The organism is Hyphomonas jannaschiana VP2, from assembly GCF_000685215.1.
In the GTDB taxonomy this organism is placed as follows: domain Bacteria; phylum Pseudomonadota; class Alphaproteobacteria; order Caulobacterales; family Hyphomonadaceae; genus Hyphomonas; species Hyphomonas jannaschiana.
Map to the genome: position 1 here is coordinate 275201 of NZ_ARYJ01000003.1, position 14983 is coordinate 290183.

Consider the following 14983-nt stretch of genomic DNA (forward strand, 5'->3'; position numbering starts at 1 on the left):
CGGAAACAGCCTATGCCGACAAGCTGTCAAGGTTGATAGGGGAGGTGTGTTCAGAGCCCGAGAACGGCCTTTGCCATGATGTTTCTTTGTACTTCGTTCGACCCGCCATAAATCGAACCCGCACGATTGTTGAGATATTTCGCGGTTGCGACTGTAAGCGCTTCCGGCCCAACCGGACTGGCGTTGGATTCCGGATACCAGGTTGCCGGTTCGTAGACATTCGCAAACTGGCCGGATGCCTCAACGGCAAGTTCATCGATCCGCTGCATCATTTCGGTTCTCTGGACTTTCAGCATGGACGCGGCCGGCCCCGGTGGTCGACCAGCACTGAGCGAGGCGACGATCCGTTGCTCCGTTGTGCTGATTGCCTCAAGCAGAATGGATGCTGCTTCGAGTCTGGCGCGCAGCCCTGCGTCCTCGTTGCCACTGTCCATAATGAGCGTGCGCAAGCGCTCGAGCGCGGCCTCAAGACCGGCAGAGGAACCGCCGCTGCGCTCAAATTCCAACAGGTATTTGGCAACCGTCCAGCCGTCATTTTCCTCCCCCAGCCTGTTGGAAACCGGAACGCGAACGTTGTCGAAGAAGACCTGGTTCAGCTCGTGCTCGCCGGCGAGGGTTATGATCGGATCGACCTGTATGCCCGGTGTATTCATTTCAAGCAGGAGGAAGGTGATCCCTTCCTGAGGCTTACCATCGAACCGCGTCCTTACGAGGCAGAACATGCGATTGGCATGATGCGCGTGGGTCGTCCAGATCTTGGAGCCATTGAGAATATAGTCGTCGCCGTCACGATCGGCCTTCAGTGAAAGCGAGGCCAGATCCGATCCGGATTGCGGTTCGGAATACCCCTGGCACCAGTAATCTTCACCCGCCAGAATGCGCGGAAGATAAAAGGCCTTCTGTTCCGGGGTGCCGTATCCGATGATGCAGGGACCGACCATGTTGAGCCCCATCGGAGCAAGCGGCGGGGCGCCGGCAATAGCGCATTCCGAAGCGAAAATATAGCGCTGCATCTCGCTCCAGCCCGGCCCGCCATAAGCTTCCGGCCAGTGCGGGGCGGCCCATCCGCGCGCGTGCAGCTTCTTCTGCCAGGCAAGCGTGTATTCGGGTTCGACAAATACACTTGTGGCTTTCCGGCCAGCCGCAACAAGTTCCGGGCTCAGCTTGTCGCGAAGGAAAGCTCGCACTTCCTCCCTGAAAGCGATATCTTTTTCTGACAAGCTCAAATTCATCGCGCACCTTCCGCCCTTTATGCACACTAATGATAGCGCAGTACGGGCCTCAAGCTAGCACATCCGATAGGTATGAAACCTTCATCGCCCTCTGACACCGATTCAGAAGAGACCGAAACCGACCTGCATGCGCAGGCACTCGAAGTTGTCGCAGCAGGGAAACGTGCGGGACTTCCTTATATAGCTGCATCAGCCGATGTGAGTGATCCGGCGCCGATGTGCGGCTCAGATGGCAAACCCTATGCGGAAAGCCTGTTCAGTTGGTTCGATCCGGACCTTCATTATTGGAATGACAGGACATTCGCGCTCCGGTCGGGCTTCATCCAGGCCGCCCGCATTTGCGCGGAACCATTCTATTTTGATGGAGACGTGCTGAAGAGCTGGCGGCCGAACCGCGCGCTCGAAGTATTTAATGAGAATGCCGACTACGAGTCGTTCGGTGTGGCCAGCGCGATTATCTGTCCTTGTTACATGCCGTACGGCATCCTGGGTGCGATCGTCTGGGCTACAGATGGGGCTGTGGCAGATATTGCTGCCACCTTTGCCGCTCATGCGCCCGGCATGCACCTGCTGACCCTGAAATTCCTGTCCGCCTACAGAGAAAATGTTTCTTTGGATATATCACCCGACATTGTGGATCTCACGCGCCGTGAAATCCAGTGCCTGAAATGGGCGGCGCTGGGCAAGACCGACAGCGAGATAGGAAAAATCATGAGCGTATCAGTTCCAACTGTCCGGTTTCACCTCACCAATGCAGGGCGCAAGCTGGGGGTTTCCGGACGGGCGCAGGCTGTGCGCGTTGCCACCAGCATGGGATATATCGGTCGAAGCGCCTAGTGGCGGCAGCCTTTGTCATTGTCTTTCCTGTCCGCCGACGAGAGAGGGCGATGTCTCATTTCCGATAATGCGAAGTCTCCAGAAGTTCGCTTTGATCCATTCGCATGACAGCACCAGTTTTATGCGCGCATCCGCAGGGCCCTTAATAGGTAGTTATGGTTCAATTCTTTGCGCTATCTTGGAACGAGCCGCCAACTTCCAAGAATGTCGTATCTGGATTTTCCGATGTGGCTGTGAACCAGCGTGACTTCCCGAACGGGCAGTGTGATTTGGGGAATTGGCTGTTCGGGTACGTGCAGGCGATCCCAGACCAGTGTTACGTGAGGATTGACTGGTGCTGTTCTGCCAGACGGGAGCCCCGACAGAATTGAGAATGTTTGCCTGATGCGGTTTACGAGGTCGTTAGCAGTGCGAGAGGAGGCTGCGTCAGCTGCCAGAACTAAAGGCTTCTCTTCCTGACTGTTACGAAAAGTCAGAAGTCTGCTCAGCGTTAGGTCAAACTCGACAAAGCGCATCGCGTCTCCAGTGAGCAGTGAGGTTTGTACGATCTTTTCGGGCAACGAGTCCGCAGCAATTATATGAAAAAGAGATACGTGCAGCCTATTGTTGGAGATCTTAGGTTTCCGAATAGGATGGCGTGTTCGGAGGTCGTTAAAAAGTCTCGAAATTCTCTGCGCATCCATGAGGGGTACCATGATGGCAAAGAATAAGCTGTGCGTTGGTCGTGTGCATGCCGCCAATGGAGGTGTGTTCGGATTGTTTGGCACTGAGAGTCACATAGTTGAAGCGCGCTATAAGAGAAGCACAGACGCTGGAACAAATCAAGAACAAATTTGTGGGAGCTATACATCGGGCCGGCGGGAAATCGTGGAGCTGCTACGCCATGCTTCAAGGCCCTATCTCTTCTCCAACACGATTGCGCCGGTCCTGGTGGTTGGTGCGATTACGGCAGTCGAGCTGGCAGAACAGGGAGAGGATATGCGGGCGGTTGATATATTTGCTGCAGCGTGGGGTTCATTAAACTAATCACCCCTAAAGGGCACGCCACGTATCTTGGGTGCTCTGCATGCTGAAATCCAATGGTCCGCAAAACTTGGAGAGTGACCCGAATTCGCCATACAGCACGACTTGTATGTTTTAGCGGCCTCTCACCTGAACAGGGGAGGCGCAACACACTCGTTCATGTGATTTCTCCAAGAATTGTAATGACTGGAGAATTACATGTTCAGAAAGTGGCTTGTGCTGGGAATTTGGCTGGGTTTTGGGTCACTTGCTTCCGCGCAAGTTTCGGCTTCCGAGAATGCTTGCAACACGGGAGACGCGGAAGCCTGCTTCTACACAGGTGCGGAATATGCCCAAGGCTCCGGCGTCGCCGAAGACAAGCAGAAAGCTGTGACGTATTTTCTAAAGGCCTGCGACATGGGCGTGCCGGATGGCTGTTCAACAAGCGGTATCCTGGTCAGTCTCGGAGAAGGCAACCTCGAAAAGGATGTCTTTAAGGGGGTTGATTACCTGGAGCGTGCCTGTGGCATGGGACATGTCGACGGTTGCAGCCGGGCCATCGGCCATCGCATCAGCGATACGTCTCCAGCATTTGATCTCCAAAAGGCTGTTGAGGTTGCAAAGGCCGGTTGCGCGGCAGGCGTCGAAAACCCTTGCTACTGGGGACTCGACTGGTCGTGGGATGGAAAGAAGGGCGAGTACCCCTCTCTGATAGATATGCCGACAGCCGGCTGGTTCGCAGAAGAAGCCTGCAACCAATTTCACGATATGATGGGATGCGACGTCGCCGCCCGCCTCTATGCCGATCCGGATGCAGCCACATTCGATGCGGAGAAGGGTCTCACCTATTCGATGATCCGTTGTGACGAGCAGAAAGCCGGAGCGCATTGCCGTAATGTCGGTGGCGTCTATCTCAGCATAGAAGAATATGAACTCGGAGCGCTTTATATGCGGCGTGCCTGCGATTTCGGTCACGCCGACGCATGCCAGACTGCGACAGACTGGGAAACCTACAACCGCGAAATGGCTGAATACGAAGCAAAAATGGCTGCCTATCGGCAGATGGTCGATACACCCCTATCCCAAGGCCGTTACGGTGATGCCGTCAGTGCCGCGATCAATTCGGCTGGATCAAAAGACCTCGCTGAAAAAGCTATCCTGGCAACGCGGTCTGCCGGCCGGATGAGCGACATTTCCACGAACGACCTCTACGCTGCCGCACTTTGGTTCCCGACCGGCCCTGTCCGCGCGGCGGCTGATGCAGAACTGGCCGCGCGTGGAACCGGACTCGAAGGCACATTCGGAACCGGCACGAATGCACCAGGCATGGCCGACGCTCGGTGGCGTGAACTCTATGGCACCAGCGCCCCGAGCTATTCCAGTGGCAGTTCGTCTTTCAAGCCCGCACCGATGAAGAGCGCCTCGCAGATTTCAGCTGAAACCCGCGAAAAATACCGCTGGGCTCACTGCACCATGAAAGGCAGCAATACGAGTGCAACCGTTTGCCAGTAGCGTTGTGGGCTGGTCAATAAAAGCGCGCTTCGTCACTTGATTGATATGAATGGCCGGCAGGTTGGTCGCCCTGCCAGCCATTTTCTGGCGCCGCGTTTGGGTTTCCGAAAATGCGCAACAAAAGTCAGTTGATCAGGACTGAGTGAGGCCCATCCTTGCAGCCTGGAGCGCGGCTTCAGCCCGGCTGGAAATACCAAGCTTTGCATAGATCGATTTAATATGACTTGCGACGGTGCTTTCGCTGAGGCCAAGCGCATTTGCGGTATCTGCGTTTCGCAGGCCCCGGCCAATCAAGCCTAAAACATCCCGCTCACGGGGAGTCAGGTCGCTACCTTCGTCATGTATTATGGCTGTTTTGCGAAAGTGCTCAACAATACGGCGGGCGATTGACGGCGAGAGGGCAGGCAGGCCCTGTTCAATCAGATTCAGCTGCCGGACGAAAACGTCAATAGGTGAGTCCTTGAGCAGGTATCCCTGCGCTCCCTGCGACAGAGCAGCAATAACGGACGCATCATCCCCCATGACAGTTGCTACGACGATCGTTGTCTCTGGGCGACTAGCCGAGAGCGCAGAGATAATATCAATTCCGGAACCGTCTGGCAGACCGAGATCGACAATCGCAATGTCGAATTTATGGCCCTTCACAGCATAGACAGCTTCTCGAACATTTGTTGTTTCACGGATTTCACAATCTGGAAAAGCTGCTTCAGCCGCGTTGCGCAGCCATAGGCGTGTTTCAGCAATGTCCTCGACGACAAGAATTGATTTCATGATGCTGGGGCCTCATGCGGAAAATATGCCTCCAGTTGTGCGCCACTCGTCCCCCGGACGAGCTTGAACGCGCCGCCGATGCCTTCCACGCGAGCTTTCATGTTGGCAAGTCCTTGTCCAAGTTTGACGGTCGCTATGTCAAAGCCCGATCCGTCATCTTCGACCTCGACCTCGACCTGATTTGGAGTAATTCGTAGGCGTACATCAAGGCGCGTCGCCCCCGCATGCTTGATTGTGTTGCTTGCTGCCTCACGGACCAGAGAACGAAGTGCGTGGACCGTAGACGGTGCGAGCTGAATGCCGGCATCTGCCTGCAGGTTCCAGCGAAGAGATATACTGTGGGGTTCGAGGCGCTCAGCTGTCTCTGCGCGAAGATCAGCAAGGATCTCGTCCATTGGAAGAATAGGGCTTTGAGCATTGTTGATAACATCCCGCAGGTCCGCCAGAGTGTCGCGGATCATAGCATCTTTCCGGTCGGTTTTCGCAGAGTGCAGTGCGCGCATAAGCTGGGCGCCGATATTGTCATGGATATCCCGAGCGATCCGCAATCGTTCCGCCGAGACGCCCCGATCATAAGCAGACCGGCTGGTCTCGGCATGCTGCATCAACTGGACCAGATGTGTCACAACAGCTGCATCGCGAGGGGTGAAGAGTGCGCGACCGTTATTGGCGTGCATGAGCTGGAGAGACGGAACGCCCGCGATGCCCGGAATGCTCAGGCTGATGCCTTCGTTGCCGATTATCGGTTCAGCGATAGTCGCTTCGGCTTCGGTCAGTTCAAGAGGATGGAAGTGATTGTAGAGCAACGCTTTCCAACCGGCGGCCCGTTCCTGTTCAGTCGGCTTCAAAGCAGCATCCAGGACAAGATGAAACAAATCATCGTCATTGGCGGGGCGCCGCTGAACAATTCGTCGCCAAAGGATGTCGCGCATCGGCAAATAAGCAAAAGCGACGAACAATAGCGAAAGCCCGAGCGCCTGGCCGGGGTCGAAGGTGAACAGACTGACCAACGCTATATCCAGAAGTATCAACGCTAGCGCAGCCGACGCGTAGAATACCAACCGGTATGCCCATGATCCCAGGTCAAACAATCGATAGCGCATAAGTCCAACCGCAAGGCCGATATAGATGATCAGGAAGAAGCTGAACGCGTAATTTTCAAGCATCAGCGGGCCGAAACCGAGCGTTAACGGGGCGGCCACGGTTGCAATAAATGCACCCGCGCCGAGCAGGGTGGATGCGCCGAGCCAGATTGCAATCGCTTGCTTTCGTGGATCGCTGGCAGAAGACCGGACCTGCCAGATCACGGCGCCGACGATCGCGAGCATTTCAAACGTGGTAATGCGCTGGACTTCTGCGAAATCCTGAAAGGGGCCGAAGGTGCGCAGCAAGGTCCATCCACCAAAACCGAAGACGGTCAAAGCAGATAGCGGCTTCCAGTGAGTTTGGCGCGAAGGATAGACCAGGAAAAGGCAGGTCATAATGATGCCAAAGGCTGAAGCCCCCAACATGTTCACGGCCCATATCGATGCGACCGTCTTCTCTGTCATGGGGAGTGAAATCCACGGAGCGAAAGAGGAAAAACAGAACGCCAATGTGGCGACGCCGCTTGCCGCAAACAAAATTGCGGGAAGATTCATGGGCTTCAGCGCCCAGACCCAGGACGAAATAAGCCAGGCGAGAAGTCCTGTGCAAAGCGATGCCCAAATGGCAGGATGTATCTTCTCCAGTGGGCGCCAATACTCTGGCGACCAGTTCCAGCCGGTCTCTGGTTGCAGAGCGACCAGAACCATTCCCATGAAAAGGACGAGGCCTGCCACTGACAGAAGGACAAGTCGCATCAGTGGCGCCAGGAGCAAAAGTCTAGTGGCTATCATTTTTTTGGACCCATCATGATCACAAACGTCTAACCTGTCCGTAGCCCCTGTCACCTCCAGAACTGGTTTGTGCGTCGCTTTGCTGGCTTCTGGCGACACCAGGATATTTCCCGCTGCCACACTTCCGCAAAAGCTGCGCCCCCTGTTCAGGGGATAGCGGGGGCACTCGTGCAAAAGCTAGTAAAATGTCACTTGTCAGGCTGGGTGGGAACGCAAGCGCTTGACGAGCGGGCTTCTATCCCGGGTTCATGGCCCCGTCACCTCTCTCGGCAGGGTCATGAACTTGTTCCCGGTTCCTGATTATCGGAATTGCTTCACTGTCTCGGAAGGCAACCGGACAGACATACCTGAAAATTGGTCATCACTTTCAGTTTGACGGACAGTGGATACCTCTCCTGTGCGACGTGCCACATATATGTGGACGGACCGTCAAAGGTGGCATTGAAGGATGCGGATGAAGCAGAGATCGAGTTGATCAGCGGTTTGCTGAACGCTCGGCCAAATTCACGCCTCAGCTGTCAGATCGAGGTCGTGCCGGAATTTGAGGGCCTGGAAATTACTGTAGCACAACCAGAAGCCTGATCAGGCCGCACTGGGAGCGCGCTGCTTGGCCACGCCACTCTCAGTGGCCTGGAACAAATTTCTGGAAAATCCGAGCATACAGGGCGAAGGCCGCTATCTATCGCTTTTGGCGGGATGAGCAGTCTCTCCGAATTTGCAGGTCTGCCGTTCGTTCTTGAAACAGATGAGCAGATCTGGAACCGCCTCATCTCATAAAGCCTGTTCTTTTTCGGGGATGCTTTGGGGGTTGAAGGCATAAAATTAGTAGGCTAACTAAATGCTCCCGAGCGTGACATAGTGCGCTTGTAATGTGCGGGAGCGGAATTCTGTGTTTGGATTTTTTAGGGGAGTCATGATCCCGGCTTTCGGCTTGGTCGTTGCCGGAATTCTGACAGGGTGCCAGATGGTCAGTAGCGACATGTCGGAACAGCCAGAGACCAGCCGACTAGACCCCGTTCAACTCTCCAGAATAAGCGAACATCTCGAAGCAAATTCGGCAGCACAATCACGCGCCGGATATGTCGTTATCATCCGGAATGGCACAGGGGGTGAGTATGTGAAGGCGTTTGGAATGCGCGATATATCGGCTGGCGCGCCGATGGCGCTTGATACGGAATTCCGTATCGCCAGCCTGACAAAGCCTGTCGTGTCGGCTGCGGTCATGCGTTTAGTAGAGCGGGGCGACCTGAGGCTGACAGACCCGGTCGTTCGTTACCTGCCGGAGTTCGCGCAGATGGAAGTAGGTGTCGGGCTTGCCGAAGATGGTACACTCCAGACCGAGCCTGCAAAGCGTGCGATCACGATCTACGATTTGTTGACGCACACGGCCGGCCTCGGCGCTTCGGGACAGGCTGAGCTTCCTGCGAATGTGGTCTATGCCAAGCGCTATGCAGAGTTTTTCGAGCAGGAATCGCTCGCCGACGCGAGCAAATGGATCGCCAGTCTGCCGCTTGTCTTCCAGCCAGGAGAGGGCTGGGGATACAGCTTTAGCCTCGACGTGCTGGGTCGAATAATTGAAGTGAGAACGGGCAAATCCGTCGAAGATGCACTGGAGGAACTGGTGCTCTCACCGCTCGGGATGACGCATACTTATTACAATCGTGCAGGCATTGACCGGTCCAATCTCGCGACCCTCTACATCTCAGACGCCGATGGCAAGCTTCAGCCCTTCGAGGATGCTGCGATCGATAAGATGCGGTTTCCCATGTCCGGTGGTGGACTCATCTCGACCGCCGGCGACTACATGAACTTCCTTGAAATGATGCGCCGCCGCGGTGAGGTAAATGGTGAGCAATTCCTGTCGCAGGCGTCGGTCGAAGCGATGACACGGAACGCATTGCCCGAGGCCATGGGGCCTATCCGCCTGGAACTCAACATGATGGGAGCGGGCTTCGGGCTTGGTTTTGGCGTTGTCAGTGAGGATCGAGGCATCCAGTCTCTACTTGCGCCAGGCGATTATTTCTGGGCGGGTGCCACCGATACGTTTGCCTTTGTGAGTCCAAGCCGCGATATATCTGCAGTGATACTTTCTCAGTATTGGCCGAATGAGCGAACACGTGAGTGGGATACGCTCTACGACTTTGCTGACATGGCAAGCGCAGCCGTGGTCCAGCCCTGATCCACATCTTCCCTGGTTTCGGATTGAGCGGGTGGGGTCCTTCCCATTCGAGCGGATTGTTCCGTTTCGGATAACTGGCGCTCTTCCTCACAGGCGATATCCCTCGCAACAGCCTCATTAAAAAAATGATCTGACCCAATCGGACAGATTGACAAATAATAATAAGGAACCAAACTATAAGGATAATAATAAATGGGAGGATAGAGTATGAAACGAACCACAAAGGCTCGCCTCGGCTGGCGGCTGCTTGCTGCAACAGCCTTGGGGATATCGGGGTGGGGCCTGATCGCGTCAGCGCAAACCGCTGACGACGCCCCGGTCGCCGAATCGGAAGAAACATCGCGTATGGACGTCGTCCGGGTTACGGCACAGCGCCGGGAGCAGGATCTCGTAGATGTTCCGGTTGCCGTTACAGCCTTCGGCGCCAAGCAGCTCGAAGAGCGTGGGATAACCGACTACACACAAATCGCCAGCTCCGTACCGAACATGCAGTTCGAGGAGGTTCAGTCGCAGCGCAACCAGCGTATTATCATCCGGGGCATCTCGTCCGATACCCGTTTTGCTGGCTCAGAGTCGGCTGTTGGCGTGGTTGTCGACGGCGTCTCGCTCGCGGGTGTGGCAGGACTGACATTCGATCTTGCTGACATCGAGCGCATTGAAGTGCTTCGTGGTCCGCAGGGTACGCTCTATGGCCGCAACACAGCCGCCGGGGTGATCAATGTGTTCACCACAAAGCCGGGCAACGAGTTCGAGGCAAGCGCGACGGCGGAGTACGGAAATTATGATCACACGCTGCTCAAGGGATATGTCCGCGGCCCGCTGGTGAAAGACAAGTTCTATGCCAGCCTTTCGGCCATCAGCGTCGAGCGCGACGGCTACGAGACGCTGGCCGCGACAGGAGAGGACGTCAACACGCGGGATACCAAGGGCTTGCGCGGGCAGCTGCGCTGGACGCCAGCACCTGACTGGGACCTGCGCCTGATCGCCGAGTACCAGGAAGACGACTTTTCCCAGCAAAGAGGGCAGGATGATGCGCTGGAGCCCATCGATCGTGAGCTGACGAGTGTGCCCTACCGGCCGCTGGCAGACCGTGACATGCGGGGCTACTCTCTGACGGTCGACAAGGAGTTCGGGAAAGTTTCGGCCCGTTCGATCACCTCTCAACGCTCTTACACAACCCATGAACTGGATTCGAATCTGGCTGTTGCCGGTCAGTCTTTCGTTGACCGTTTGAATGTCGAGGAGTCCAGTGAGTTTACTCAGGAATTCCAGATTAGTTCGGTTGGTGATAATCGCATCGACTGGGTTGCCGGCGCTTTTTACCTGAATCAGCAGCTGACCTTCGACGGCCAGTATGATGTCGACATTGACGGCATCTACGGGCTGCTGTTCGGGCCGACGGCGCAACTGTTCGGCGCGCCGGGTAATCTGGCCGGCGATGTTCCATTTTTTGGCGGCGACCCTTGTCCGCTTCAGGCTCCCGCGTGCGTGGGCACGGTGCCGGCTGTCGTCAACTGGACGTTCAAGACCACGTCGCTTGCCGGTTTTGGGCAGGCTGGAATCGAACTGACTGACAGGCTGACGCTGGATCTTGGCGCCCGGTATTCAAGCGAAAGCAAGGATTTCGTCTATGACTCGCTCGTCAATACGGCCATCCCTGGTTTGCCGGGCTTCATTCCGGATGGGGTTGTGTTCATTGCCGGCCGGGGAAATCCGGACTTCGGTGCCCCGCTTCCCTACACCGATACGATCGAGAATGACGTCTGGACCTCTCGCGTCGCGCTGACTTACTCCGTGAACGATGAGAACAATATCTATGTCTCGGCGGCGCAAGGTTCAAAGTCCGGGACATTCTTTGCGAACATTCTCGGCATCAGCGATGGCAACAATAACGGCATCAACGACAATGTCGAATTCCTGCGCGTGGAGCCCGAAACCTCGTGGAATTATGAGATCGGCGCGAAAGGGCGGCTGGGAATCTTTAACTATGCGGGTGCGATCTATTTCATCGACTACAAGGACCTTCAGACACAAAGGACGTTGCCGCTTCTGGCGTCGACGGTTCAGATCCTGGGCAATGCAGATGCGGAATCCTATGGTGCGGAACTGGAGCTGAATGCCGAACTGACCGACAATCTCTCGATCGATTTCGGCCTTGGTTATAACGAGACCGAGTTCACAGACTATCCGGACTGTGCACCGATGACGGATTGTGACGGCAAGGAACTCGTCTATGCGCCGAACCTGACCTCGTCTGTGGGAATCAATTATGAGCGGTCCCTCGGCAACAGTCACAGGCTGTTCTCGCGGATTGGAGCAACCTATCGCGGTGAGCAGTACTACGATGTGACCAACAACCCGCTTTATCAGGGAAAGTCCGCGACGCTGCTGGATGCGACCATCGGGATCCAGTCTGAGACCGGAAACTGGTCTGTTGCTCTGTGGGGAAGAAACCTTGCGGACGAAGACTATGATGTCGGCAGGGCGCCGGACCAGATCGGGACCAATGTCACGCTCGGCGTGCCGCGCACATATGGTATCCGCCTCTCGGCGAAGTACTGAGCGTTCCTCTCGTTCAGAACCTTCAGCTGGCTGCGCCATAACCGACGCAGCCAGCTATTTTCTGAACACAACGAACTTCAGCAGCGTGCGGGAAGGTCAAAAACACTCATCATCAGGGCCAGCCGCCATGCTATGGCAGCGTGGATCGGGGAGATTTGTGACCAAGTTCCACATCAAGCAGTCCCATGGAATGAAAGGCCTGAGTATCGGACATTGATGTCTGGCAAAGAGTCTTTCTAGACTAGGAGCAGCATTAATATCCAGATGCCCGGTCTACCACAGGCGATGGTGTGCCGCCGCTTTCGATGGTTTCGATGATCACTTGCATCCGATCGGCAACTGCTTCCGCAAGGGCCGCGCTGGCGCAATGCGGCGTCACGGTCACCTTCGGGTGAGACCAATATGGATGGGACGCAGGAAGGGGCTCGATAGCGAACGCGTCAAGTGTGGCTTCGCTAATGTGTCCGGAATTCAGGGAGGCCATCAGGTCTTCGTCCCTGATGATGCCGCCTCTTGATGCGTTGATAATGGAAGCCCCAGGCGTCAGTAGGCTGAGGAAATTCTGATCGATAAGGCCGCTCGTGTCTGGTGTGAGCGGTAACAGACTGACAAGGACATCGCATTCGGAAAGAAAGGCTGGCAGTTCAGACCGACCCGCGAAGGCAGGAAAGTCGCAATCGGGTTTCGGTGTTCGTGACCAGCCTCGTACCCTGAAGCCGACCGCGGAAAGATACCCGGCCGCATGGGTGCCTAACCTGCCGAGACCGAGGATGCCGACAGTCACTTCTGTTGCGGCCGGACAGACGAACAGTTTCCATTCCGACCTCGCTTGCGCTGCCTGAATTTGTCTTAGTCGCCGCAGATGATTCAGGGCATGCTGTACGATGTACTCGCTCATTCTTTGCGCCATATCTGGCTGTATCATGCGTATGACTGGAACGTCAGGCAGGGCATCATCAGCAAGCACGTGCTCAACCCCTGCGCCGACGGGCATGATGGCTTTCAGGTTGGGAAAACGTGCGAGATAGCCATGCGGTGGCTGAAGTACGAAAGCGTAGGTAATGTCTTCCGGTACGGGCGCGTCTTCAGGTGCAAAGAAGCGGGCTTGCGGGAGCCTTTCCCTGAATGTGTCCAGATAGTAGTCGCGCCACTGATCCGGCAGGACGCAGAGAATGGAAATTGCGCGGTGTGTCATCATCGGGCTTCCTGAATAGACAGCGTGAACTGGGATCACGCTCTTGCGCGTGAGGGGCAGAACCTTGCAATCACGGCTTCTATTTTCTGCCGGATCAATTGCGGGTTTTGCACACCGTAAAGATGCCCTCCTGGCCACAGATCGAATGGGGTTCCACAATAGGAGGGGCCTTGGACAGTCAGTCGGTTTAGCTGGTCATATCGGCCGAGAACCGGGAAGACGTTTGAGTTGTCCGCTTTTTTCCACGCTTCAGTAAAGTTAAGCCGTGAGCGTAGCATTTCAGGGTTCCGCCGGGCCTTCGCGGCTGCCTTCACGGTCGTTAAGAAGATCTCCGCGTGAGCTGTGCCTGAAACGAAAGGGATGTAGGCATCGGCCGTATTGTAAATGATGTGGTGGCGTCCGGAGACAAAGCCGCCAAGGCTGTAGCCTGCCACGACTTTGCAGGCGGCCCCGGTGAGTTCCGTTGACTGTAGCAGGGCTTCTGTCAGTTTCACGACACAGGCAATCATCGCGACGTAATTATTGAAATCCACAAAGCGGTCTCGCAATTCTTCCTGTGTGGTCTGGAAGGGGGTTTTCACCGCGATCACGGTCGTTCCTGATGAGGAACCGGAGGGGTAGGCCGCGCTGATTGTGTGGTCGAATGGGATTTCGCCGCCACCCTGGTGATAGATAACGACTGGGGCATCTGCGCCCGCATCGTGAATCACGCGCAGGCCCGCCTCCATGAAGCCTGCGAGGCCATGTGCGGGCACTTTGATGAAGCTTCCATCTCGTTCCAGCTTCGGGAGGTCCAGCGAAATGGCATCCAGGTGATCCAGGAAGGCCGCAGATTGGGCGCTTCCGCTGAAGAACGGCTTTCCAAGGAGATTGATAATGGCGAGAAACAGCTTGTCCTTCAGAATATGCGTATTCAATGGATACCCCAATAATAGTTTACTACCTAACTATATGTGCGGGCAAATATTTGCAATTTCTGAATCTCCCATTTAACTGAGAAATACGATAAGAATTGCGTATTGCAGCGGATTTAATGAGAAAATCGATATGAGTGACCTTCTGGTACCTAAGGACCTGCCCGCGCTGGATGAAATCAGCCAGCAAATTCGGGATTATCCGCAACTGGATGCTCTGGCGATCTTCACGATGAACGAGCTTTTGCGGACGGCCCGGACCCTGGAGCTCGAGCTGGACAAGGACCTTTCAGCCCACAATTTGACGATGGGGCGTCATGTTACGCTCTGGTGCGTGGCTGTGCTGGGCGCGGATGAGGGGATTACGCCTGCTGAAATATCCGAGCAGCTGGGTGTTACCCGGGCGACGATAACCGGCTTGCTGGACGCTCTGGAAAAGGAAAAGCTGATCATCCGGCAGCGCCGGGAAGACGATCGGCGTAAAATCTCAGTCTTCCTGACGGCGAAAGGGCTCAAGAAGGTCGAGCAGGTCTATCCACCCCATTACCTCAACATTACGCAGGCAATGAAGGTGCTCAGCAAGGCAGAGAAGATGCAGCTGATCGGTCTCCTGCGTCGATTGCGTGCTGCGGCGCCCGCTCTGTCCAAGCCGCAGACGAAGCCCATGCGTCCGAAATCTCGCGCGGCAGGCTGATATAAATCCACGTAGCAGGAACGGACGGACCGGCCAAGCATTGCTCGACCGGAAAGCCGTTGATTCGCCTTCTTTGGAACTTTCTGTTTCGGGCACAATTTTCGACCTGGGGCATATTGCCTATGGAAATACGTTGCGAATAAAAGTTAGGAGGCTTATTAATATGCCGGACCGTCCATGCGACGGCACCTGATACGAGCAGTGGGAG

The 14983-nt window shown here is 55.7% G+C and carries 12 protein-coding genes; 7 read left to right on the top strand and 5 right to left on the bottom strand.

What is annotated here, in order from left to right:
* Positions 1-50: 50 nt before the first annotated feature.
* Positions 51-1232, bottom strand: a complete 1182-nt coding sequence (locus HJA_RS06050; protein ID WP_035579477.1) for an acyl-CoA dehydrogenase family protein — start codon at positions 1230-1232, stop codon at positions 51-53.
* A 72-nt stretch (positions 1233-1304) separates the two neighbouring features.
* Here HJA_RS06050 and HJA_RS06055 point away from each other — a divergent pair, with 72 nt between their 5' ends.
* The 3 genes from HJA_RS06055 to HJA_RS06065 all read left to right on the top strand — a co-directional run bounded on the left by HJA_RS06055 (position 1305) and on the right by HJA_RS06065 (position 4583).
* Entirely contained in the window at positions 1305-2069 is a 765-nt protein-coding gene (locus tag HJA_RS06055) for a helix-turn-helix transcriptional regulator (protein ID WP_035579479.1), read from the top strand.
* Between the two features lie 693 nt (positions 2070-2762).
* Complete coding sequence (locus tag HJA_RS18700) at positions 2763-3095, top strand: hypothetical protein (protein WP_035579481.1); 333 nt, start codon at positions 2763-2765, stop codon at positions 3093-3095.
* 195 nt (positions 3096-3290) lie between these two features.
* Complete coding sequence (locus tag HJA_RS06065) at positions 3291-4583, top strand: tetratricopeptide repeat protein (RefSeq protein WP_035579483.1); 1293 nt, start codon at positions 3291-3293, stop codon at positions 4581-4583.
* Positions 4584-4715: 132 nt separating this feature from the next.
* Here HJA_RS06065 and HJA_RS06070 read toward each other — a convergent pair whose 3' ends face one another.
* Positions 4716-5354, bottom strand: a complete 639-nt coding sequence (locus HJA_RS06070) for a response regulator (protein WP_035579485.1) — start codon at positions 5352-5354, stop codon at positions 4716-4718.
* Positions 5351-7195: a sensor histidine kinase gene (locus HJA_RS06075; RefSeq protein WP_162177034.1), complete on the bottom strand. Its 1845-nt coding sequence runs from the start codon at positions 7193-7195 to the stop codon at positions 5351-5353. Before HJA_RS06075 ends, HJA_RS06070 begins: the two co-directional genes overlap by 4 nt.
* 471 nt (positions 7196-7666) lie before the next feature.
* Here HJA_RS06075 and HJA_RS18525 point away from each other — a divergent pair, with 471 nt between their 5' ends.
* The 3 genes from HJA_RS18525 to HJA_RS06090 all read left to right on the top strand — a co-directional run bounded on the left by HJA_RS18525 (position 7667) and on the right by HJA_RS06090 (position 11972).
* Positions 7667-7813 carry a 2Fe-2S iron-sulfur cluster-binding family protein gene (locus tag HJA_RS18525; protein ID WP_155839877.1) on the top strand — a complete coding sequence of 49 codons (147 nt, stop codon included), beginning with the start codon at positions 7667-7669 and terminating at the stop codon, positions 7811-7813.
* Positions 7814-8210: 397 nt separating this feature from the next.
* Complete coding sequence (locus HJA_RS06085; RefSeq protein ID WP_241764308.1) at positions 8211-9410, top strand: serine hydrolase domain-containing protein; 1200 nt, start codon at positions 8211-8213, stop codon at positions 9408-9410.
* 207 nt (positions 9411-9617) lie between these two features.
* Positions 9618-11972, top strand: a complete 2355-nt coding sequence (locus HJA_RS06090) for a TonB-dependent receptor (RefSeq protein WP_035579487.1) — start codon at positions 9618-9620, stop codon at positions 11970-11972.
* 253 nt (positions 11973-12225) lie between these two features.
* Here the strand turns inward: HJA_RS06090 and HJA_RS06095 are convergent, their stop codons facing one another.
* Complete coding sequence (locus HJA_RS06095) at positions 12226-13170, bottom strand: 2-hydroxyacid dehydrogenase (RefSeq protein WP_051597422.1); 945 nt, start codon at positions 13168-13170, stop codon at positions 12226-12228.
* 32 nt (positions 13171-13202) lie between these two features.
* Positions 13203-14096, bottom strand: a complete 894-nt coding sequence (locus HJA_RS06100) for a hypothetical protein (RefSeq protein ID WP_155839878.1) — start codon at positions 14094-14096, stop codon at positions 13203-13205.
* 118 nt (positions 14097-14214) lie between these two features.
* Between HJA_RS06100 and HJA_RS06105 the strand changes: the two genes are divergently transcribed.
* On the top strand, positions 14215-14775 hold the full coding sequence (locus HJA_RS06105; RefSeq protein WP_051597423.1) for a MarR family winged helix-turn-helix transcriptional regulator: 561 nt from the start codon (positions 14215-14217) through the stop codon (positions 14773-14775).
* Positions 14776-14983 lie beyond the last annotated feature (208 nt).

What these genes read in the sequence shown, in the direction of transcription:
- HJA_RS06050 (WP_035579477.1), bottom strand. Translation starts at nt 1,232, where the DNA reads ATGAATTTGAGCTTGTCAGAAAAAGATATCGCTTTCAGGGAGGAAGTG.
- HJA_RS06095 (WP_051597422.1), bottom strand. Translation starts at nt 13,170, where the DNA reads ATGATGACACACCGCGCAATTTCCATTCTCTGCGTCCTGCCGGATCAG.
- HJA_RS06105 (WP_051597423.1), top strand. Translation starts at nt 14,215, where the DNA reads ATGAGTGACCTTCTGGTACCTAAGGACCTGCCCGCGCTGGATGAAATC.
- HJA_RS06055 (WP_035579479.1), top strand. Translation starts at nt 1,305, where the DNA reads ATGAAACCTTCATCGCCCTCTGACACCGATTCAGAAGAGACCGAAACC.
- HJA_RS06065 (WP_035579483.1), top strand. Translation starts at nt 3,291, where the DNA reads ATGTTCAGAAAGTGGCTTGTGCTGGGAATTTGGCTGGGTTTTGGGTCA.
- HJA_RS06075 (WP_162177034.1), bottom strand. Translation starts at nt 7,195, where the DNA reads ATGCGACTTGTCCTTCTGTCAGTGGCAGGCCTCGTCCTTTTCATGGGA.
- HJA_RS18700 (WP_035579481.1), top strand. Translation starts at nt 2,763, where the DNA reads ATGATGGCAAAGAATAAGCTGTGCGTTGGTCGTGTGCATGCCGCCAAT.
- HJA_RS06070 (WP_035579485.1), bottom strand. Translation starts at nt 5,354, where the DNA reads ATGAAATCAATTCTTGTCGTCGAGGACATTGCTGAAACACGCCTATGG.
- HJA_RS06085 (WP_241764308.1), top strand. Translation starts at nt 8,211, where the DNA reads ATGTCGGAACAGCCAGAGACCAGCCGACTAGACCCCGTTCAACTCTCC.
- HJA_RS06090 (WP_035579487.1), top strand. Translation starts at nt 9,618, where the DNA reads ATGAAACGAACCACAAAGGCTCGCCTCGGCTGGCGGCTGCTTGCTGCA.